17 protein-coding genes and 1 pseudogene are annotated in these 21,685 nt (G+C 35.6%); 12 read left to right on the top strand and 6 right to left on the bottom strand.

The genetic code is table 11. The features are described 5' to 3' along the window. Positions 1–57 precede the first annotated feature (57 nt). From BU804_RS00435 to BU804_RS00395, 9 genes are all read left to right on the top strand, one after another. Positions 58–1,020, top strand: coding sequence for a succinate dehydrogenase (locus BU804_RS00435; RefSeq protein ID WP_075882553.1), 963 nt, complete (start codon positions 58–60; stop codon positions 1,018–1,020). Between the two features lie 14 nt (positions 1,021–1,034). After that, positions 1,035–2,918 (top strand): succinate dehydrogenase flavoprotein subunit, encoded by a 1,884-nt coding sequence (sdhA, locus tag BU804_RS00430; protein ID WP_075882542.1) that lies wholly within the window; start codon positions 1,035–1,037, stop codon positions 2,916–2,918. A gap of 17 nt (positions 2,919–2,935) precedes the next feature. After that, a complete protein-coding gene (gene sdhB, locus BU804_RS00425; protein ID WP_075882541.1) occupies positions 2,936–3,706 on the top strand; it encodes a succinate dehydrogenase iron-sulfur subunit in 771 nt (256 codons plus the stop codon). A gap of 102 nt (positions 3,707–3,808) precedes the next feature. Then, positions 3,809–5,362, top strand: a complete 1,554-nt coding sequence (locus BU804_RS00420; RefSeq protein ID WP_075882540.1) for an ArnT family glycosyltransferase — start codon at positions 3,809–3,811, stop codon at positions 5,360–5,362. Between the two features lie 635 nt (positions 5,363–5,997). Next, complete coding sequence (locus BU804_RS17230; protein ID WP_075882539.1) at positions 5,998–6,087, top strand: AURKAIP1/COX24 domain-containing protein; 90 nt, start codon at positions 5,998–6,000, stop codon at positions 6,085–6,087. Between the two features lie 227 nt (positions 6,088–6,314). Then, a complete protein-coding gene (gene mnmG, locus BU804_RS00410; protein ID WP_075882538.1) occupies positions 6,315–8,192 on the top strand; it encodes a tRNA uridine-5-carboxymethylaminomethyl(34) synthesis enzyme MnmG in 1,878 nt (625 codons plus the stop codon). Between the two features lie 6 nt (positions 8,193–8,198). Further along, a complete protein-coding gene (locus tag BU804_RS00405; protein WP_075882537.1) occupies positions 8,199–8,918 on the top strand; it encodes a lipoate--protein ligase family protein in 720 nt (239 codons plus the stop codon). 183 nt (positions 8,919–9,101) lie between these two features. Next, complete coding sequence (locus BU804_RS00400; protein WP_075882536.1) at positions 9,102–9,518, top strand: DUF1761 domain-containing protein; 417 nt, start codon at positions 9,102–9,104, stop codon at positions 9,516–9,518. Between the two features lie 267 nt (positions 9,519–9,785). Further along, on the top strand, positions 9,786–10,418 hold the full coding sequence (locus tag BU804_RS00395) for a hypothetical protein (RefSeq protein ID WP_075882535.1): 633 nt from the start codon (positions 9,786–9,788) through the stop codon (positions 10,416–10,418). A gap of 58 nt (positions 10,419–10,476) precedes the next feature. On the opposite strand, the gene BU804_RS00390 is transcribed toward BU804_RS00395, so the two are convergent. Then, complete coding sequence (locus BU804_RS00390) at positions 10,477–10,998, bottom strand: methylated-DNA--[protein]-cysteine S-methyltransferase (RefSeq protein ID WP_075882534.1); 522 nt, start codon at positions 10,996–10,998, stop codon at positions 10,477–10,479. Between the two features lie 152 nt (positions 10,999–11,150). On the opposite strand from BU804_RS00390, the gene BU804_RS00385 reads away from it, so the two are divergent. Next, positions 11,151–12,599 (top strand): DNA-3-methyladenine glycosylase 2 family protein, encoded by a 1,449-nt coding sequence (locus tag BU804_RS00385; protein WP_075882533.1) that lies wholly within the window; start codon positions 11,151–11,153, stop codon positions 12,597–12,599. A gap of 30 nt (positions 12,600–12,629) precedes the next feature. On the opposite strand, the gene ligD is transcribed toward BU804_RS00385, so the two are convergent. Continuing rightward, positions 12,630–15,116, bottom strand: a complete 2,487-nt coding sequence (gene ligD, locus BU804_RS00380; protein ID WP_075882532.1) for a DNA ligase D — start codon at positions 15,114–15,116, stop codon at positions 12,630–12,632. A 735-nt stretch (positions 15,117–15,851) separates the two neighbouring features. Further along, entirely contained in the window at positions 15,852–17,978 is a 2,127-nt protein-coding gene (locus tag BU804_RS00375; protein ID WP_226996075.1) for a BTB/POZ domain-containing protein, read from the bottom strand. 91 nt (positions 17,979–18,069) lie between these two features. Between BU804_RS00375 and BU804_RS17225 the strand changes: the two are divergent. Then, positions 18,070–18,192 (top strand): annotated as a pseudogene (locus BU804_RS17225) (transposase); the annotation flags it as partial. A 189-nt stretch (positions 18,193–18,381) separates the two neighbouring features. Here BU804_RS17225 and BU804_RS00370 read toward each other — a convergent pair. From BU804_RS00370 to BU804_RS00360, 3 genes are read right to left on the bottom strand one after another with little or no spacing between them, the layout of a single operon-like run. Then, positions 18,382–19,059 (bottom strand): O-methyltransferase, encoded by a 678-nt coding sequence (locus BU804_RS00370; RefSeq protein ID WP_075882531.1) that lies wholly within the window; start codon positions 19,057–19,059, stop codon positions 18,382–18,384. After that, on the bottom strand, positions 19,056–19,910 hold the full coding sequence (locus tag BU804_RS00365; protein WP_079988534.1) for a glutaminyl-peptide cyclotransferase: 855 nt from the start codon (positions 19,908–19,910) through the stop codon (positions 19,056–19,058). The genes BU804_RS00370 and BU804_RS00365 overlap by 4 nt, the downstream gene beginning before the upstream one ends. A 7-nt stretch (positions 19,911–19,917) precedes the next feature. Then, positions 19,918–20,388, bottom strand: a complete 471-nt coding sequence (locus tag BU804_RS00360; RefSeq protein ID WP_075882530.1) for a nucleoside deaminase — start codon at positions 20,386–20,388, stop codon at positions 19,918–19,920. Between the two features lie 223 nt (positions 20,389–20,611). On the opposite strand from BU804_RS00360, the gene BU804_RS00355 reads away from it, so the two are divergent. Next, positions 20,612–21,547: a phosphatase domain-containing putative toxin gene (locus BU804_RS00355; protein ID WP_075882529.1), complete on the top strand. Its 936-nt coding sequence runs from the start codon at positions 20,612–20,614 to the stop codon at positions 21,545–21,547. Positions 21,548–21,685 lie beyond the last annotated feature (138 nt).

Raw genomic sequence — 21,685 nt, 5'->3', positions numbered from 1 at the left:
ATCCACTAGCTAGGTATATATAGACTCAAAACATTGGAAATCGTTTTTGAGTATCCCATGACTTATACTTATCAAGCTCCTCCTATTCCTAAAGCTTTTATTTGGCGAAGAGCTCATTCTTTAACAGGGCTTTGGTTAGTTTTATTTTTGATCGAACATTTACTAACTAATTCTCAAGCGGCGCTTTTTGTTGGAGATGATGGAAGTGGCTTTGTAGCGGCAGTCAACTGGATAAAAGGGTTACCTTATTTACCTTTGATTGAAATCATTTTATTAGGATTACCACTTTTAATTCATGGATTTTGGGGTATTCATTATTTATTACAGGCAAAATACAATACTCAGCCTTCTGATGGATCACAACCTTCTCTTCCAGGGCATTTTCGCAATCATGCCTATACATGGCAAAGAATTACTTCGTGGATTTTATTATTTGGAATTGTGGCTCATGTCATTCATATGCGTTTTTTAGAATATCCAGCAACTGCTCAATTGGACACTCAACATTATTATCTCGTTCGCTTGGAAAAAGATAATGGTTTGTACACCCTTTCTAAAAGGCTAGGATTTGATCTTTACTCTCAATCGCAAATTCAAGAGATAAAACAGACTATTTTCTCCCAGTTAGGTCCTTTAGTTGCTTTGGAAGAAACTCCTGAGCAATTAATTGCAGCTCAGAAAAATCGCGAAGAAAAAGCTTGGGTAGAGGCTTTTGAGAGTTTACATATAAACGCAAATCAGTTAGTGGCAGCATCAAAAACTTTTGGTATCGCTGAATTATTAATTGTAAGAGATACTTTTAAAAAACCAATCATGATTTTTTTGTATACTGGCCTTGTGATTGCTGCTTGTTTTCACGCTTTTAATGGACTTTGGACATTTATGATCACCTGGGGCATTTCTTTGACTGCTAGATCTCAAAAATTTATGAGGAAAATGGCTACTTTACTGATGATCATGATTGCTTTTTTGGGGTTTGCGGCGATTTGGGGCACATATTGGTTTAATCTCTCACATTAATAGGAATTGGTAAGATGTCTAAAGCTAAAGAAGTAATCGTGGTTGGAGGGGGATTATCAGGGCTTTCTACGGCTATGAAACTCGCAGAAAATGGTTGCAATGTCAAAATCGTCTCAGTCACAAAAGTGAAACGCTCTCATTCTGTATGTGCTCAAGGAGGAATTAACGCAGCGATGAATTTAAAAGGAGAAGATGATTCTCCTTTGATTCATGCATATGACACGATTAAAGGAGGTGACTTTTTAGCTAATCAACCTCCTGTTTTAGAAATGTGTTTAGCAGCTCCAGCAATTATTCAGATGATGGCACGGTTTGGGTGTCCTTTCAATCGAACTTCGGAAGGAAATTTAGATTTTAGACGCTTTGGAGGCACGCTTTATAATCGAACCGCTTTTTGTGGTGCTTCTACTGGACAGCAGCTGCTTTATGCTCTAGATGAGCAAGTTAGAAAATACGAAGTGATGGGGAGAGTTGAAAAATTTGAATCTCATGAATTTATGCGTCTGATCATAGATGAACAAGGACTCGCTAGAGGTATTGTCATGATGGATCTTTTTAACATGAAGTTAGATGTGCTAAAAGCCGATGCTGTTGTGATAGCAACGGGAGGAATTGGAATGATTTTTAAAAAATCGACAAATTCCACGTTTTGTACTGGAGCTGCTAATGGTCGTTTATTTAAACAAGGCATGATTTATGCGAATGGAGAGTTTATCCAAATTCATCCAACAGCTATTCCGGGGCATGATAAACTCCGATTAATGTCAGAATCTGCCCGTGGGGAAGGAGGACGCATTTGGGTTTATGGAGATTCTTCTAAACAGATAAAAAAAGCGGATGGAACTGAAATTCCATGTGGAAAAACAGGAGAGCCTTGGTATTTTCTTGAAGAGTTATATCCAGCATTTGGAAATTTGGTTCCCCGCGATATTGGTGCAAGAGAAGTTTTACGTATTTGCGAAATGGGGTTAGGAATCAATGGGGAAATGCAGGTTTATCTCGACGTATCCCATCTATCGGATGAGAAAAAGCAAAAGCTTAAAGCAATTTTGGAAATTTATCAAAAATTTACTGGTGATGATCCAAAAAAGGTTCCTATGCGAATTTTCCCTGCTATGCATTATACAATGGGGGGGGCGTGGGTTGATTGGCCTGCTGCGGATGATCACGATCGGTTTGATCGTTTTAGACAAATGACTAACTTACATGGATGTTTTAATGTTGGCGAATCAGATTACCAATATCATGGAGCTAATCGATTAGGAGCCAACGCGCTACTCTCTTGTATTTTCAGTGGGCTTGTTGCCGGGCAAGAAGTACCTAGATATTTAGATCAATTAACCTATTCTTATCGAGAAACTCCAACTTCAGTTTTTGAATCAGCTTTAAATGCCGAACAAGACATAAAAAAAGATTTATTATCGAGGAAAGGGATTGAAAATATTCATCGTTTACATGACGAATTATCTGATTGGATGCTTACAAATGTAACAGTTAAACGAAATAATGCCGACCTACTAAAAACTCTTAATAAATTGAAGGAACTGAGAGAGCGATATCAACACATTTCGCTAGATGATCGAACGCAATTTGCTAATCAAACATATGCTGTCGCCAATCAGTTTGGGCCTATGCTCGAGATTGCTATGGTAATTACTAAAGGTGCTCTTTTACGGAATGAATTTAGAGGAGCTCATTATAAACCAGAGTTTCCAGAGCGAAATGATAAAGAGTGGTTAAAAACAACTCTAGCCATTTATCAGGTAGATGAACCGCGCATTGAATATGCAGAAGTAGATTTACGCCATCTCAAACCTATACAAAGAGATTATACACACGCTAAAAAAATTAAACCCAAATTAGAAAATATCCCTGCCAATCTTATTTTACCTATTTAATACCTAGGAGATTTTTGATGGTTCGAACATACATTTTAAAAATATATCGGGGAGAACCGGGATCTCAATATTGGGAAGAATTTGAGCTTGCTTTAATTCCTTATGCGAATGTGATTTCTTCATTAATGGAAATCCAACGCAACCCTATCAATATTAAAGGGGAAAAAGTCAAACCTGTCGTATGGGAGTCAGGTTGTTTAGAAGAAGTTTGTGGGTCTTGTTCAATGCTTATCAATGCTTATCCTCGGCAAGCTTGCACAGCTCTTATTGAACCAATTTTGAATGAAACAAAAAATTTGATTATTACTTTAGCGCCTCTGACCAAATTTCCTTTAGTGAGAGATTTGATTGTAGATCGTAGTCGCATGTTTGAAAATTTAAAAAAAGTGCATGCATGGATTGATGTCGACGGAACTTACCAGCAAGGTCCAGGACCAAATATTGGTCCAGAAAAACAAAAAGTGATGTATTCTTTAGCGACCTGCATGACTTGCGGCTGTTGTTCTGAAGCCTGTCCTCAAGTTAACATGCATTCTCCGTTTATAGGCCCTGCGGCAATTTCACAAGTCCGCTTATTTAATGCAAACCCGATTGGAAAAACGCAAAAAGAAAAGCGTTTAAGGCCTTTGATGCAGGAAGGGGGAGTTAATGATTGTGGAAATAATCAAAACTGCGTGAGGGTTTGTCCAAAAGGCATTCCCTTAACAGATTCTATTGCAACAATTAGTCGCGATGTTACAAAACAAGCAATTGAAGATCTTTTTAGTTTTCCTGATAGACAAGACTAACCATTCATTTAATAATTATTAATTAAAGTTAAAATACTAATGACTGTCAATTAATAATTTGTTATTATATTAAATTTAATTTTTTTAATTCTATAGGATATAATGTCCCTTCATACCTATTATTTTAAACGCTTAATCTGGGTTTTAATTGCAAAAACCTGCTTCATCGTCGGATTTATTATTTGGGGTGGGGTGGGATTGGGACCTGACGAAGCTCAATATTGGACTTGGAGCCAAAAGCTTGATTGGGGATACTACAGTAAACCCCCTGGCGTTGCTTGGCAAATTTGGTTAGGAACACAGTTGTGGGGGCAAACAGAATTAGGAATTCGTTTTTTTTCTTTAATATGGTCATTTTTACAGTCTTATTTAGTATTTGTTTTAGCGTTAGAAGCTGGATTAAAGCCTAGAACAGCCTTTTGGAGTGGAATTGTCATGGCTTTTTCTCCTATCGGTTTGATAGGATCTTTTCTTGCCATTACGGATGGAGGGTGCTTAATTTTTTGGACATTAGCATGCATAATTGTTGTGAGAGCTTTGCGGAAAAATCTTAGCCCTTCTCCTTTTTTGGTTGGTTTATGTTTAATGGCTGGAGCTTTATTTAAATGGCCCATTTATTTTTTTTGGGTATTTTTTCTCATCAGTCAATATCTTTGGTTTCCTCAACTTTCTTTGGCAAGGCTTGTAAGTGGGATTTGTGTTTCTCTAATGGGTCTTTTACCAAGTTTTTGGTGGAATATTTCTCATGATTGGGCAACTTTCCGTCATGTTTTCTCTACCCTTCAAGGTGGGCATGGGGCAACAGGCGGGAATTTTTTTGAATTCTTAGGGATTCAAGCTCTATTAATCTCACCAATTTTGTTTGGATTGTTACTTTATAGTTGGTTTTATCAAGCAAAAAAAATGAAGCCTATGCCTCCTATCCACACAAGTTTTAAAAAAACTCTGTTATTTTGTGGAGGACTTTCTTTAATATGCTTAGCGTGTGCTTTAAGCCTGTCACTTTTTCAAAAAATTCAGGGAAATTGGATTGTTTTTGCGTATCCGACAGCAATTGTTTGGTTAGCAGGTTTTGCATGCGAAGGAAGTCGCCACGAGAAATGGTTGAAATTAGGAGTGGCTACTGCAGGATGCTTAATTTTGTCTCTTTTTTCTTTTCCACTGTTTTACCAATCTCAATGGCGGCCTGTTTTTATGACGTATAAGTGGAATCCTTTCAAACACAATATGGGTTGGGACCAGTTAGAACAATCATTATTAGAAGCCAAATATAACCCTTTAACCGACTTTTTAGTTAGCGATAAATATCAAACAACCAGCATCTTAAGTTTTTATGGCCCTCTGCAACAAAGAGCCTATTTTCTTAACCTTCATCATGCTCGTCAAAATCAGTTTTCGTATTGGCCAAGCATGGTGGATGACTATGCAGGAAAAACTGGTTACTTTATCTGGATGGAGAATCAACCTTATTTAGAGCGTGATTGGAAAAAAAAGTTAGACTTTTATCAAAATGAATTAAAAAACTATTTCAAGCATGTAGAACTTATGGGTCTTTTTCCCCTTCTTTACGAGCATCAAAAAGTTGTGAAAGGTGTTTTTATTTTTAGATGCACTGACTGTAAATCAAACCCTCTCCCCTCAACACAAATTTTTTAAACTGATAAGTTTATAGTCGAAAAAAGCAAAAATAAGTTATTATGAATTTATAAGTGATTTAGCTCAAAGTTTGAGATTTCAGCCATTTTTTTCACCGCTGATTGGGATATTTGAATATTAAGCCAATCAACGATATTTATTTTTTTTAAGGGACCATGACGCTAATGGTGCCGCTTGAATTGTACGCAATTTAAAGCAAAACCATTAGGAAACGGACCCACGTTAACACAACGTGTTGATCGAGCCAATTCAAGTCCCTCTCAGCGGTGTTTTCTTTTTTGACAATTCATTATGTTCCAGAATAACCTTAAATTACGTTTTTGAGCACTTTATATAAATTTGTTTCTATATGCTAAGTTTGAGAGAGAATGGTTTTAGAGGGTCATTATTAACTGCGGTCGTCGAAAAGGGGATGGTAGAGAAGATGCTTAATCTAGTGCGTTTCAATTAGACTTTTGTTTCAAATTCTTAATCTTTACATTTTATCCTCTTTTTTCTAAACTAGTTCCATGTTTACAAAGTTAAGCAAATGACAATCTCAGTTTTGAGTTTATTTAATTGGGAAACACTTTGATTGTTAATTAATTAAATAAACTCAGGACTTAGGGCTAATATGAATAAGCATTGGAGAAGATATGTCTTCTGTTAAAAAGAAGCGCAAATACAAAATTGCGAAACACAAGCGCAAGAAGCGTAGCCGGCGTGATCGGCACAAAGGAAGATAGATTTTTTTCTAATAGACTTCAGAGAAAAATTTAATCACCACTTGCAAGCTTAAATTTATCTTAAGCTTGCAAGTTCTACTAACTCCCTCCTAAGTTCTATAACTTCTTTTTATCTTATCTATAAGTCCAACTAATACAAATTTATTAAATTGATTAATTTATTTTGTAAAACTTGAGTTTTTATTTTAAAATTTCGGATTTAAATATTAATTAAATGAGTGTTTTGAATGATGCTTTGGAAATTTCCTGTTCGTTATGATGTAATTGTTATTGGTGGAGGGCATGCAGGCTGCGAAGCAGCATTGGCATCTGCACGAATGGGGTTGAGAACTTTATTACTCACAATGAATTTGGATACAATAGCCAAAATGAGTTGTAATCCTGCTGTAGGAGGAATCGCTAAAGGGCATATCGTTAGAGAAATCGATGCATTGGGTGGGGAAATGGGTAAAGTGATTGATGTCACTGGGATCCAATATCGCATGTTAAATGCGACTAAAGGCCCTGCCGTTTGGGCACCTCGCGCGCAAGCCGACAAACTTGCTTATCAAAGTGAGATGAAACACCGTATGGAGCGAGTCTCTAACTTGGATATCAAGCAAGGCACTATTGAAGATTTATTAATTGAAAACGATCATATTTGTGGCGTGATGACGAAAGAAGGAATTAGTTATGATTGCCAAGCGATTGTTCTTTCTTCTGGGACATTTTTAAGAGGCCTTTTACATATTGGTGAAACAAATTATTCAGGGGGTAGAGCTGGAGACCAGCCTTCAGTGGGTATGTCAGCTAGCTTAGAAAAATATGGTTTAAAATTAGGTCGATTAAAGACGGGAACTCCTCCTAGAATCAATAAACGATCCATTGACTTTAGTTGCACAGAAGAACAGCCGGGTGATCCGGGAGTCAAATTTTCTTACGATAATGAGGGAATCCCTCGTTTGCCGCAAGTGTCCTGCTACATTACTTATACGACAGAAGAAACAAAACAAATTATTTTATCCAACATTCATCGCTCTCCTATGTATTCAGGCAAAATCAAAGGAGTGGGGCCTCGTTATTGCCCCTCCATTGAAGATAAGGTTGTTCGTTTTTCGGATAAAGAACGCCATCAAATTTTTTTAGAGCCTGAAGGACTCCAAACCCAAGAAGTTTACGTCAATGGAGTCTCTTCTTCATTACCCTTTGATGTACAATTGGCATTTATCAAAAGTATCCCTGCACTTCGTCATGCTGAAATTATGAGACCCGCTTACGCAATTGAGTATGATTATGTTATAAGTGGTCAAATTGACTTTTCTCTCGAATGTAAAAAAATTGGAGGCCTTTTCTTAGCTGGCCAAATTAATGGAACGTCTGGTTACGAAGAAGCTGCTGGCCAGGGGTTAATGGCAGGAATTAACGCTGCGAATAAAGTGATGGGTAAAGCCCCCCTAATTTTAAAACGTTCGGAAGCATATATAGGAGTAATGATCGATGATCTAGTCACAAAAGGTTTGGATGAACCTTACCGGATGTTTACAAGTCGTGCAGAGCATCGTTTATTACTTCGGCAAGACAATGCTGATCTTCGTTTAAGACGCTATGGCTATGAAGTGGGATTAGTTGATCAAACGCGTTACGATCGTGTAAAAGAAAAGCAAAGAATTATGGAGGAAGAAAGTGAACGTTTAGCAAAAACATTTAAGCAAGTGTCTAATAAGGGATATACATTAACTCAATTATTATGCCGGCCCGAAAATACATATGCTTCCTTGCTAAAAGAATATCCAGATGTGATGCAAAATTTTGGAGAAGAAATTAATTTTCAAATTGAATTAAATTTAAAATATGCGGGTTATATCGATCGTCAAACAAGTGAAGTGGCTAAATTGGCGCATGTGGAGAAAATTCAAATTCCGATAGGGTTTGATTTTTTAACTGTAAACGGTTTGCGTAACGAAGCAAAGCAAAAATTGAACCAGGTCGCTCCACGCCATTTAGGCCAAGCTTTACGCATTTCAGGAGTTTCTCCTGCAGATATTTCGATTTTAATGATTGCTCTTACGCGGTATCAAGAGCCAATAAAAAAAGAACGGCTAACATCTGATTGTTCTGAGGCATAAGAGGTCATGCTTGAATGTAATGTTGTGCAGTTAAAAAGCGTTCCTATTTTAACTCAGTTAAAATGGGAAGAAGCTTTACTACGTACAAAACACGACAACTGGTGTTTAATTAATCACGGCTCACCGCCAGCCGTTGTTTTAGGGATTTCTGGGCGTGTTGATGAGTTGATTAATTTAGATTATTTCTATCAAAACCCAATTCCTTTGATTCGTCGCTTTAGTGGAGGAGGAACAGTGGTTGTGGATGAAAATACCATTTTTGTCACCTTTATTTGTCATGCTTCACAATTATCTATTTCTCCTTTCCCTCAACATATTATGCAATGGACAGAAGAATTTTACCGTCCTATTTTCCCAACTCACCCATTTCAGTTAAAAGAAAACGATTATGTTATGGGACTAAGGAAATTTGGAGGTAATGCGCAATCGATTACTAAAAATCGGTGGTTACATCATAGTTCGTTGCTTTGGGATTTTTGCTATGATAAAATGCAATATTTATCTCTTCCTAAAAAAAGACCTCATTATCGAAAAGATCGATCCCATTTAGATTTTCTTTGTTCGTTAAAAGATTTTTGTTCCGATCAATCAAAGTTTCAAGATCAACTCTTGAATAGACTCGAACAGAAGTTTTCTTTAAATCATTGCTCCATTAATGATTTAAAAGAAATATCTCAAATTCCTCATCGTCACATAACTCAAGAAATTTTTTTAGATTTTTTATAAATTTTTTTTCATAAAAAATGTTTCCCTTTTTACTATTAATCCTAAATAGTTTTCATTAAGGATTAAAAGTCTATTGACCTGCTTTTGCAATTAGATTAAATAAGAATTAAAGAAGCCGTCGCTTCTAAAGATTAATAACCTAAACTTTATAAATAATTAAAAAAATCTAATCAGGAGAAAAATATGTTTTTAGAAAATATTTCTATAAATTATACCACTATTTTTTTTGCGGCAATGGCCTATTTTATATTAGGAACTATTTGGTATTCTCCAGCTATGTTTGGGCACCGTTCTAAACGGTACGAAGGAGTTATTAATCCACCAATTAAACAAACATCGCTTGCATTAGCTTATATCGGAGAATTATTAATTTCTTTTTTTATAGCTTACACTTTGGCTGTCTTTATACAAATCACGCAAGCGAAAAATTTTTTAGAAAAGATTGTCGTTGTTATCTGGATTTGGTTTGGTTTTGTGGCAACAACGCATTTTTCACCGGTACTTTGGGATAGAAAAACCTTAAAAAGTTTTTTTGTTCATGCAGGTTTTATGTTATTTGGATTTTTATTAATAGGGTCGCTCATTTCAATTGTACATTGATTTAAAAATTGTTTGTTTAAAATGATTTTGGTTAGCTTATAATTGGGGCGTATTTTATCACCTTAAATAATGTAGATAGGTTGCTTAATACCTTCCAAAACTCAAGTAACAATTAGCCAAAATTCTAAACTTTGTATTTCTTTATATAAATGGGATTTAAAGTTCATCGAAAAATTAATTTAAAATGTTTTTTGCGAGAATCAATTTGCATGAATTTCTAAAAAATATTTTAATGACAATAGAATAACAAAACAAAGGAGTGATGTTATGGTTCAAGGTGATAAATCGAGTTATACGAATAAACAAAAAAGACAAGCAGAACATATTGAAGAAAGCTATGAAAAGCGTGGTGTGAGTAACAAAGAGGCGGAAAAACGTGCTTGGGCTACAGTTAACAAGTTAACTGGTGGCGGCTTAAAAGGTGGGGCGAAAAAATCAAGTTCATCAAAAGCAGCAACGGCTAAAAAAAGTGCCACAGCTAAAACAGCTACCAAAAAGGCAACAGCGACAACAGCAAAAGGAGCCACAGCAGCTAAAAAACCAGCTGTAAAGAAAGCAACAACTTCTGCAGCTAAAAAGCCTGCTCTTACAAAAAAAAGTCCGGCAGTTAAGAAAGCAGTACCCGCTAAAAAAAGTGCCCCTGTAAAAAAGGTATCTCCAGCAAAGAAAGCCACAACAGCTAAAAAATCGACAACAACTTCTCCTCGTACTAATACAATCAAGAAAACGACAGCGACTAAAAAAACGTCGGCAAAAACGGCTTCTAAAAAAGCACCGGCGAGAAAAGTTGTAACAGCAACAGCAAAAAAAAGCTCAGCCACTAAAAGTAGTACTAAAAAAACAACACCGAGCAAAAAATCTTCTAAGAAGGGTATTTTAAGCTCTATATTTTCTTTTTAAAAGATATTGTTTTCTTCTAAGTTTAGTCGCTTAAGAGATATCCTTTTAAGCGACTTTTTTATTTTTTTAATTTACTTTCCAATTGAAGATATTGCAACTTGCGTTCAATTCCCCACCGATATCCAGATAAGTTTCCGTCTTTTCTAATAACTCGATGACAAGGTGTTACAAGAGCTAAAGGATTAGCCGCACAAGCTCCTCCTACAGCACGAACAGCTTTTGGCGAGCTAATCTTTTTTGCAATTTCTGCATAGCTAGATGTTGTTCCAATTGGAATTTCTCTTAAGGCTTTCCAGACAGATCTTTGAAAGAGAGTTCCTCTTTCATCCAAAGTAAAGTCTATTTTTTTGAGAGGATTTTCCATTAACTCAATAATTTGAGAAAGTATGTTTTTTGTTTTGCAATCATCATGAATTAAATGAGCTTGAGGAAAACGAGCTTGAAGGAGTAATTGAAGTTCTGCAGGATTTTCCCCTAGAATAACTGCGCAAAGTCCTACTTGGCTTTGAGCAACAATGACTTGTCCAAAGCTAGAATTACCGATAGAAAAAAATATCTGCTCTACATGTTTGTTATGCATGTTTTATCCCTCTCTTTTATTCTCTAACAAGAATATCAAATCTTATACTTTAAAACTCGCCATTTTAGGTCATCAAATCTTTTAACCCTTTCCTAACTTTAATGTCCGAAAGTGGCTAGAAAATTTTCTGAAAACCTTTTATCATAAAAAAGATGAATATAGAACAAAAAATGTATTTTAAAGCTTATCTTTCCCGCGATGCACGTTTTGATGGGATTTTTTATGTGGGAGTCCTTTCTACTGGAATTTACTGTCGGTGTATTTGTCCTGCGAAAAGACCAAAAGAATCAAATTGTCGCTTTTTCAAAAGTACAGGGGAAGCTGAAAAAGAATTTTTCCGACCTTGTTTACGCTGTCGCCCAGAGCTAGCACCGGGTCAGTCCCCAGTGGATGATGCTCATCGTCTTGCCAATCTTTTGATTTCTTCTATGCAAGAAGGATTATTCGATGAATTAGGACTTGAAGATATTGCCTTAAAATTTAATTTAAGTTCTCGTCAAATTCGGCGTGTCATTCAGAAAGAATTTGGTGTTTCACCTATTCAATTATTATTAACTCGCCGGTTACTTTTAGCAAAGCAGTTATTGACGGATACCGATTTGAGTGTGATAGATATTGCTTTTGCTAGTGGATTTTCTAGCCTGCGTCGTTTCAATGATGCTTTTAAAAAGCATTATCGCATGCCTCCCAACAAATTAAAAAAAGAAGATCAACGAAAGAAATCTTTTTTTCCTTCCGCATACATTACACTGCAATTGAATTATCGTCCCCCCTATGATTGGATAGGTTTTTTAAATTTTTTATCTATTCGTTCTTTAAAGGGGATAGAGCTAGTTGAAAATAATTGTTATTTACGTACTGTACAGATTAGAGAGTATAAAGGCTGGATTCACGTTTCTCATGTGGAGGATAAACATTGCCTAAGAGTCAAAATTGCTTCCTCTTTAGTTCCTGTGCTAGCGATATTATTAGAGCGAATTCGCAATTTTTTTGATTTAAATGCTAGGCCTGATAAAATTTCTGTTCAACTTGGGCAAGATCCCTTTTTGGCAGAAGAAGTGGCAAAAAATCCAGGTTTGAGAGTTCCTGGAACATTTGATGGATTTGAATTAGCATTTAGAGCTATTTTAGGGCAACAAATTACTGTCAAAGCAGCCACTACACTCGCTAGTCGATTTGTAAAAGCATTTGGTGAGGAATTTGAAACTCCCTTTGCAGAGTTGCATTATTTATGTCCAAGTTCTCAACGCATTTCTACTTTAAAGTGGGAAGAAATCGCAACTTTTGGGATTATTCGTGCCAGAGCTCAAACAATAATTGAATTAGCCAAACAAATGTCATCAAATACTCTTAAATTAGAAGCAGGCGTTAATCTGATATTGACAATTAAACAATTAACATCGATAGCAGGGATTGGCCAATGGACGGCTCATTATATTGCTTTAAGAGCTCTCCAATGGCCTGATGCGTTTCCAAAAGAAGATGTGGCATTGCGCAAAAAACTTGGCAAAGTAACGGCGAAGCAAGCGGAGAAATTATCACAAGTGTGGCGTCCGTGGCGCAGCTATGCAACATTGTACCTGTGGCAAAAAAAGGACTAAAATAGCTGAATCAAATTTAACGAATTTTAATTAATCATTTAGTTGTTTGAGAATTTTTTCCAAATTTATTCCTTTACCAAGAATTGGTTTGAATAAATCACCTACTTTTTGAAATCTTTTTAAACAATTCTTTACAGTAAAATCTGTTGGGCGAAGACCAACTTTCACTTCTTCCCATGACAAAGGGGTAGAGACAGGGGCTTCAGGTTTGGGACGAACGGAATAAGGAGCAACGACAGTTTGCCCAAAATTGTTTTGTAAATAATCAAGGTAGACTTTGTTTTGTCTATTTTTAGGGTTTCTTTCTAAAGAAGTGAGATCTGGCATTTTTTTATGAACTAAGTGAGCGATCAATTTGCCAAATTGTGTGGTTTCTTCAAAAGTATAACGAGCCCCCATTGGAATATAAATATGGAGTCCGGTAGCCCCAGAGGTTTTGCACACGTGAGGGATGTCTAGTGGATCCAAGATGTGGTGAATTCCTTGAGCGACTTCAATGACATGATCAAATGAAATGCCTTCAGGATCCAAATCGAGGATTAAATAATCTGGATAGTGCAAAGATTGCCTTCGAACATTAAAGGGATTTAATTCAATACATCCTAAATTGATTACATAGAGTAAACTTTGCTCATTATTGATGATAATATAGTGTACCTCTCTTTCTTCGTGAGAGATGGTTTCTATTTGAACCCAATTGGGTGCATGAAGGAGATCTTTTTGATAAAAACCAGGTTGACCAATTCCATTTGGATAACGATGGAGCGTTTCTGGCCGATCTTTTAAATAGGGCAAAATTAAAGGAGATACCGACCGATAGTACTCAAGTAAATCTCTTTTTGTATACCCTTCTTGAGGCCAATAAACTTTATCTAAATGCGTAAAAGATAATTCCGTATGGATGCTAGGTTTTATGTTTTGTTGTTTAGAAATGGAAGAAGTTTCTTGTAAAATTTTTTTGACTTTTACTTCCTCTTCTAGCACAACTTCTTGTTTTTTTTTATCTTCGCGAAGATCGATAAAAATCGCTTGTCTCATGATTTTTTCTTTTGTCCATTCAGCAAATTGGATTTCGCAAACTAGCTCAGGTTTTACCCACGTGGCTGGTTGATGGAGTTTGGGAGGAAAAGAAAAAGGGCAGGTTTCTTGAGGTTTTAAGAGACCACGCACATAAGTTAACGATTTTTGATCGAATCCACTGCCTGTATGGCCCACATAAAGCAATTCATTATCTTTGTAGACCCCTAAAATTAGAGATCCGAAATGCTCTCTGGAACCTTTCGGAGTTGTGAAGCCACAAATAATTGCTTCTTGTCTTTGATGAGTTTTAATTTTTAGCCATTTTTTACTGCGCGTGGATTGATAGGTGCTATCAATTCTTTTAGCTACAATTCCTTCAAATCCAGCTTGAGAAGCCACTTTAAAAAAGGCTTTTCCTTCTTGAATTAAATGTTCACAAAAACGAATGCGGGAATTTTTTGGTAGAATTTGTTTGAGTAGCTCTTTCCGCTGTAAAAGGGTTAATTCTCGTAAGTCGTTATTTTTTAGATAGAGAAGATCGAATACGTAGTAAACTAAAAATCCTTCTTGATTTTTTAGGTAATTTTGAACAAGTTGAAAGCTTGGTTGTCCATTTTCATTTAAAACGACAATTTCTCCATCTAAATAAGCATCGACTGTCATTTCATTTAAGGCTTTTACAATTGGATCAAATCGTAAGTTAAATGAAAGATGGTTACGAGACCATAAAAAAACGGATTGGTTGTGAATTTGAGCTAGCGCTCTGTATCCATCCCACTTAATTTCAAATAGCCAGTCGGGATGGTCAAAAGGTTTATCGACCAAAGTGGCAAGCATGGGTTTGATTATTTGTGGCATGGTCGTTTTTTGGGTTTCTTTTTGAATAAGGATCGAATTACGCGTTTTTTTGGGATTTTTACCAGTTTTTTTTGGATCTAGAGAAATGATTCGTTGAGATAAAACAGATTCATTTTTTTCGAGAATGGATACTTGGGAAGCATATTCATCACTTTTCTTAATGAGTAACCATTGCTTGTCATCGCCTTGAAATTGAATAAGAGAAAATTCTCCTTTAAGTTTATGCCCATTTAAAACAAATTTTAAATGTCCTTTTTTTAAACCTTGTCTTATGGATTGTTCGGACTCTTTTTGAGACTTTGCTCCTACAGCTGAATAATTACCCTTATCCCAAACGATAACTTCTCCTGCCCCATAATTTCCTTTTGGAATAGTTCCCTCAAAATTATGATAAGAATAAGGATGATCTTCAACCTGAATGGCTAAACGTTTATCATTGGGATTGAGGGAAGGGCCTTTAGGAATAGCCCAACTTTTAAGCACTCCGTCTAATTCTAATCGGAAGTCATAATGTAAATGAGAGGCGTTGTGCATTTGCACGACAAACAAAAGATTTTGAGAGGAATGTTCTTTAGTCTTTTCGTGCGGTTCAGTTGTCTCGTTAAAGTTTCGTTTATTAAAATATTCTTTCAATCCCATATCACCTCCAAAATTATCTAAGCAATTTTTTTGTTGACGGTATCTATAATATTTCTTTCAATATAGCCCTAATATCTTTGACAGAAGTAAGTAACGTTTAGTTTTTTTATTTTTTTGTGATTTTTTCTTTCCTTTGAATTTATCTACAATAATGTCTCTAAATTCCTCTGTATACGTTATCCTAATAGTCTTCGAGATGAAAATGAGAAATGAGTTGATCAATCGATGAGTTTCGGGGCTATTGCGACCTCTTTATTCGTATTTATCCCGCTTTCTAGAATATGTAAAACTATAAGATTTCCATTTCATTCAAGTAGTGCAATGGTTTTAATACCAACAAATTCTCGTAAGGCTTAACGATAGCAATATATTCTCGATTATGTAAAACAAATTTTCCAATACATAATTTTTTAGATTTTTTTGCGTTTTCCTTAAAAGACTATAAGTTTTTGATTTTCTTTCTAAATGAGAAGAAGAAGATAGAAGCGAAAGCTAAGGCATTTTGTTGCATTTTTAGAAAAATATAACCTCGATTACTTCTTAAAGAAGGAAAATAGAAAGGTGGTATTACAAGCATTTAAAACTCGTAGACAGCTGTTTTTAGTCTAGCAAAATAGGAATTCAATTTGCTCATTACGATTACATGTTTTACTCATTGCTTAGTACTAGAAATTCTAGAATATTATTTGCTTTGGAAAAGCGAACAATATTCTTGTATCTAGCATCATTGAGAGGTTACCAACGCAGATCCAAATGTGTTGTAGCTACTAAAAATTTAAAATGCGCTAAACCTGTATTGGTAAGTTTCCAGCATTGCATTAAATCTAGATGTTTTAAAGCGACTAAGGGTGTCAAATGTGTTAATCCAGCATTCGTGATATTTTTACAATTTGTCAGTTTTAAATGCTGTAAAGTCACTAAGGGGGCCAAATGCGTTAATCCATCGTCCGTGAGCTTACCACATCTACTAAGATTTAAATATTGCAAAGCGACTAAGGGTGTCAAATGGGCTAATCCAGCGTCCGTGAGTTTATAACCTTCACTCAGATTTAAATGTTGTAAAGCGACTAAGGGTGTCAAATGGGCTAATCCTGCATCCGTAAGATTATGGCATCCATTCAGATTTAAATATTGCAAAGCGACTAAGGGTGTCAAATGCGCTAATCCAGCGTCCGTAAGATTATGGTACCTAGCCAGATTTAAATATTGTAAAGCGACTAAGGGTGTCAAATGCACTAACCCAGCATCCGTAAGATTATGGCATTCACTCAACTCTAAATATTGCAGAGCCACTAAGGGCTTCAAATGCGCTAATCCAGCGTCCGTAAGGTTATAGCATTCACTCAGATTTAAATATTGTAAAGCGACTAAGGGCCTCAAATGCGCTAATCCAGCGTGCGTGAGCTTACCACATCTACTTAGATTTAAATGTTGCAAAGCGACTAAGGGTGTCAAATGGGCTAACCCAGTGTCCATGAGGTTACGGCACCTAGTTAGATTTAAATGTTGTAAAGCGACTAAGGGCCTCAAATGCGCTAATCCAACGTCCGTGAGCCCATCACAATAGCTCAGATCTAAATGCTGTAGAGCCACTAAGGGCTTCAAATGCGCTAATCCAGCGTCCGTGAGGTTATAGCATTCACTCAGATTTAAATATTGTAAAGCCACTAAGGGCTTCAAATGCGCTAATCCAGCGTCCGTGAGGTTATAGCCTCCACGCAGATTTAAATGTTGTAAAGCCACTAAGGGTCTCAAATGGGCTAATCCAACGTCCGTGAGGTTATAGCCTCCACACAGATTTAAATGTTGTAAAGCCACTAAGGGTCTCAAATGCGCTAATCCAGCGTCTGTGAACTTACCACATCCACTCAGATTTAAATGTTGCAAAGCGACTAAGGGTGCCAAATGGGCTAACCCAGTGTCCGTGAGGTTATAGCATTCACTCAAATCTAAATACTGCAAAGCCATTAAAGGAGTCAAATGCGCTAATCCAGCGTCCGTGAGCTTACCACATCTACTCAGATTTAAATGTTGCAAAGCGACTAAGGGTGTCAAATGGGTTAATCCTGCATCAGTAAGATTTTTGCAAGATTTGAGTTGGAGCACTTTTAAATTTTTACAATCTTTTAACGCTAAAAGATAGTCATCATTCAAATGAACATTGTCTGAAAAATGGATTGCTTCTATCTCATTTGAAAAGTAATTTATAATTCTTTGAAATTCCATCAACTGAGTAGTCTGGTTTAACAAGGTGCTCACAACGGTGGATTCTAAATAGTTTTTCAAATTGTTTAATCGACATTGCTGCACAAAATTTAAAAGCTCTTTTAATTCAAATAAACTTTCTTTAGTGGAACTAAAGGGTTCAAGACTTTGTGATTTGTACCCATCAATTAGCTGCTCTTCTAAGCTTTTTACCACTTCTGTTAGTTCATAATAATCGGCTAGTTGAATGGAAGAAGTGATCTCTTCCAAAGGAACTTTAAAGTTAGCATCTATGACCCAATTAAGCAGACGCGTAAAATCCTTTTGTGTCAACATCAGAGGATGTTGAAGGGTTTCTTGAAAATTTCCTGACCAAAGAGTCTTAAAATAAAGGGATTTTTCCCTTAACATAGTTAACTGAGAATGAGAAATAGTCAAAGAAGTTCCCTCTTGAAAGCTTAGTTGAAGTTCTTCAGATGATGGTGAAAGTTCGGAAGGTTGAGTTGTTGATGGATTAATTTCTTCTATAGCAGCTAAAGGATTGACTAAGGAGTTATCTCCATCTCCAGGAGGATCGCTAATTTCATTAGAGCAATTGTAAGAAGAAGTCGTTGTATTGACAAGAAGATAACTATAATTTGAAGTAGGAATATTCAAAGTAACCATCCATATTAGTTAAATAAATTTTAATTTATGGATATTTTAACAAATTTACATATGATTAAAAATCATTGCAATAAGAATCTAAATTTTGGCTTTTCAGCTTAACTTTGGAAATGCTGCTAATATCTCTATTGCTGAAACCTTACCAAAAAAGATTTTTGGAAAGTTATTTGGTGATAAGGGAGTTATTTTGAAAGCGCTTTCACAGTAAATAATCCATTAAAAAAATATCTATTAGATTAAATAGACACACCACAGAAATGCCGAACCAACTTAAAAAGCCATCTATTAACTTAGCAGGACAACATCGCCTATTATGAAAGGCTGCCTAAAAATCCAACATTCAGGTTAATTTTATTAAATAGCACGCCAAAGAAGAAATGTAATTATTAAATGTTTAGGATTTTTTGACACGAGCAAGAGCCAGACCGTCTAATCTTCCTTCTCTTACAAGAGTGGGAATGAGGACTGTTTCAAGTTTTGGATGAACAGCCAAATAATCATTAAAAGCATAAATGGTTTGAGCTTCTTCGTGATTTGGGTAACCGACATGCTTACCTTTCGGGATGAGATTATCAATTAAAATCAATGAACCAGGTTGAGATAAATGAATAGCCCAATCTAAATAAAGGACATTGTTTTCTTTATCTGCATCAATAAATACAAAGTCGAAAGAGGCTAAATTCTCCGTTGCAATTTGAGCTAATAAATCTACCGCATAGCCTTGCCGAATTTTAACGAGGTGACTTAACCCAGCTTGAAGAAGATGTTCTTGAGCAATTTGGCAATACTGGGGGTTGGCTTCGAGTGAAATCATATATCCTGTTTCTGGTAATGCTCGAGCTAACCAAACTGTACTATATCCACCCAATGTGCCAATCTCTAAAATATGTTTAGCTTGCAGAGTCGAGGCTAAAAAATGAAGGAGCTTACCTAGATAAATAGGAATTTGAATGGAAGGAAGGCCTTTAATAACCGAGCTTTGACGTATGTGATGTAAGACCGCATCTTCTTGTCCAAACCGTCTGTCTAAATACTCTCTTAACTCTTCAGGATTTGGATGGTTTTTATTCATGGAATAGTCTCAAATTTAACTTCATATAAGTAAGGCCATAATTTTCCAGTTAAGTAAAATGTGTGGGTTAACTCATTGTAAGCAATGCCATTTAAAACGGATTCGTATCCTAGACTTTGTTTGATTTTTTTAGGTAATAATTGCGAGGCATTAACGATACCATTGACGATGCCTGTCTCTTTATTTAAGCGGATGATATAATCTGCATTCCAGACATTTGCATAAATATACTTTTCCACACAGATGAGATCATTCAAAAACTTCACGGGTTGTCCATTCCATGTAACTGGGATCGTTTTTTCAATGGTAAAATCCCGGGGATGACGTTTCAAGAGTTCAGAAGATCCATTACTCATATAAAAAAAATCATCTACTTTATCATAGCAAAGACCCCAACCCTCTCCTTCATAATTGATTTGCCGTATTAAACGAATAGGATTTATTTGATAAACAAGAGCAATTCCTTCTTTCCAAGTCAATTGGATAAGGTCTTGATGATTTAAAGTAATACCTTCTGCAAACAGGTGACGAGGAAGCGAATACTTTTGAGTTGTTTTTCCTGTTGAAGGATTAATTTCTTTTAAACAAGATTGTCCGTAAAGCCCAATGCTTTCATATAGTTTATTTTGATAGAATACTAACCCTTGGGTAAACGCATTTGTGTCGTGTGGGTAGGTTTGAACAATGACTAGATTTAATGTTTCAACTTTTTGATTATCAAAGCTGTATAGAGAAAATTTCCATGATAGAACTAAAATAATTAAAAATCCTTTAATATAAAAGTTTATTTGTTTCGTTTTGTATCCCTCTTTATTTTTAGGATGTGGAATGGTAATTTCATCTGTTTTCATATCGTTTTTAATAGAGCCGCCTGTTTAGTGAATGCCATTTAACAAAAACTTCTTCACATTGTTTTGAAGAACCTGGATCAAATGTAGCTAGAACCTCTCTTTTTTCTAGGGGTAGCAATAATTGTTCGTAAAAAAAAGCGTCGTCAAATCCATAACGGGCAGCACACTCTTTTTTTATACCTATGTACACTTTTTCAATTCGAGCCCAATAAATAGCTGCCAAGCACATGGGGCATGGCTCTGCGGTCGTAAATAATGTACATTCTGATAAAATGTGAGTCTTTAAACGACGAGCAGCTTCGCGAATACAATTCATTTCTGCATGGCAAGTTGGATCCTGTTCTTTCAACACAGTATTATGTGTGACAGCAAGTATTTGGCCTTGTTTGTCGACAATACAGGCCCCAAATGGACCGCCCTCATCTTTATCAATTCCTTCATACGCACTTTCAATAGCACGCCTCATATAGTCAGACATATCTTCATTCTCGAATTAAAAAAAATTAATGATCAAAACCCTTAGTTTAACTAAGGTTCGCTCTATTCCTCTATATTTAGAAATTTTCTTAATGATATTTTAACATATTTTTAATCAATATTTGATTAACAGCTGTTAATTTACAATAGTATTTGATTAAGTTTAAAATATTGGTTTTTCTTATATCTAAAAGTAAAAATAGAGATTAAACAAAAGTTACATAATGAAAAATATATATATTTTGCTCTTTCTATTTAGCTTAGGGGTAGTAGCGCAGTCATTTCTCTATCAACACCAACCAACTTTATTTCCCATTGTTGACGCCCCTTTAAATTCTGAAAATCACTTACCAAAAAAATGGAGAAGCACAAAGCAAATTTCTCAATTGGTTGGAAATTATGCTAATTTAAAAGGTTTGACTCAACTTCATTTATCTGGTAGTGGGCAATTTTCTCAAGAAGATTTAGAAAACATGTCTCAAGAAATCAAGGGGAAAGCGTTTGTTCTTGATTTAAGAGAAGAATCACATGGTTTTATTGATGGAACACCTATCAGTTGGACTGATGGCTTGAACTATGGCAATGTGGGTAAAACTCTTCGTCAAATCGAACTAGATGAGCAAAAACGATTGAAATTAACAGCTCAAAAAGGATCTATTATTGTTGATTTATCAAAAGATTTAGGCGAGAATTTCCAAAAATTTTTTGTTAGAGAAGTGAAGACAGAGAAAGAATTAGTAGAATCTTTTGGCTATACATATATTCGTTTGCCAATCACGGACCATCATCGACCGGTTGATTCTGTTGTCGATCAATTTATTGAAATTGTTTTAAGCCTTCCTGCCGATTCTTGGATTCATTTACATTGTAAAGGAGGAAAAGGGCGTACAACAACCTTTATGACTTTATATGATATAATGCATAATGCTCAAACTGTCGGATTGAATGATATTTTGTCTAGACAAACATTGTTAGGTGGAGCAGATCTTGTTCAAGCCGAAAAAAATGAAACTTATAAACAAAAACCTGCCAAAGATCGTATCGAGTTTATTCGAGCTTTTTATACTTATTGCCAACAGGTTCCTAATTTTGAAATGACTTGGTCTGATTGGGTTCATCAAAAACAATTAGTTGCCTATCAGAACTCTTCTTCTAACTAATTACTTCTAAGTCAAAATATCGAAACATCTCAAAAAAAATTAAAGTTATTCAATTTTCCAATTCGTCTAAAAATTTTTGTGTAAATATCTTTAAAAAATATTAACTATAAATGAGAGAAATATTTAAATTTTTTTAAT

Source organism: Candidatus Protochlamydia sp. W-9, from assembly GCF_001950615.1.
Lineage (GTDB): Bacteria > Chlamydiota > Chlamydiia > Chlamydiales > Parachlamydiaceae > Protochlamydia > Protochlamydia amoebophila.
Note: the sequence above shows the minus strand (reverse complement) of the source record. Positions and strands in the feature narration are given on the sequence as shown.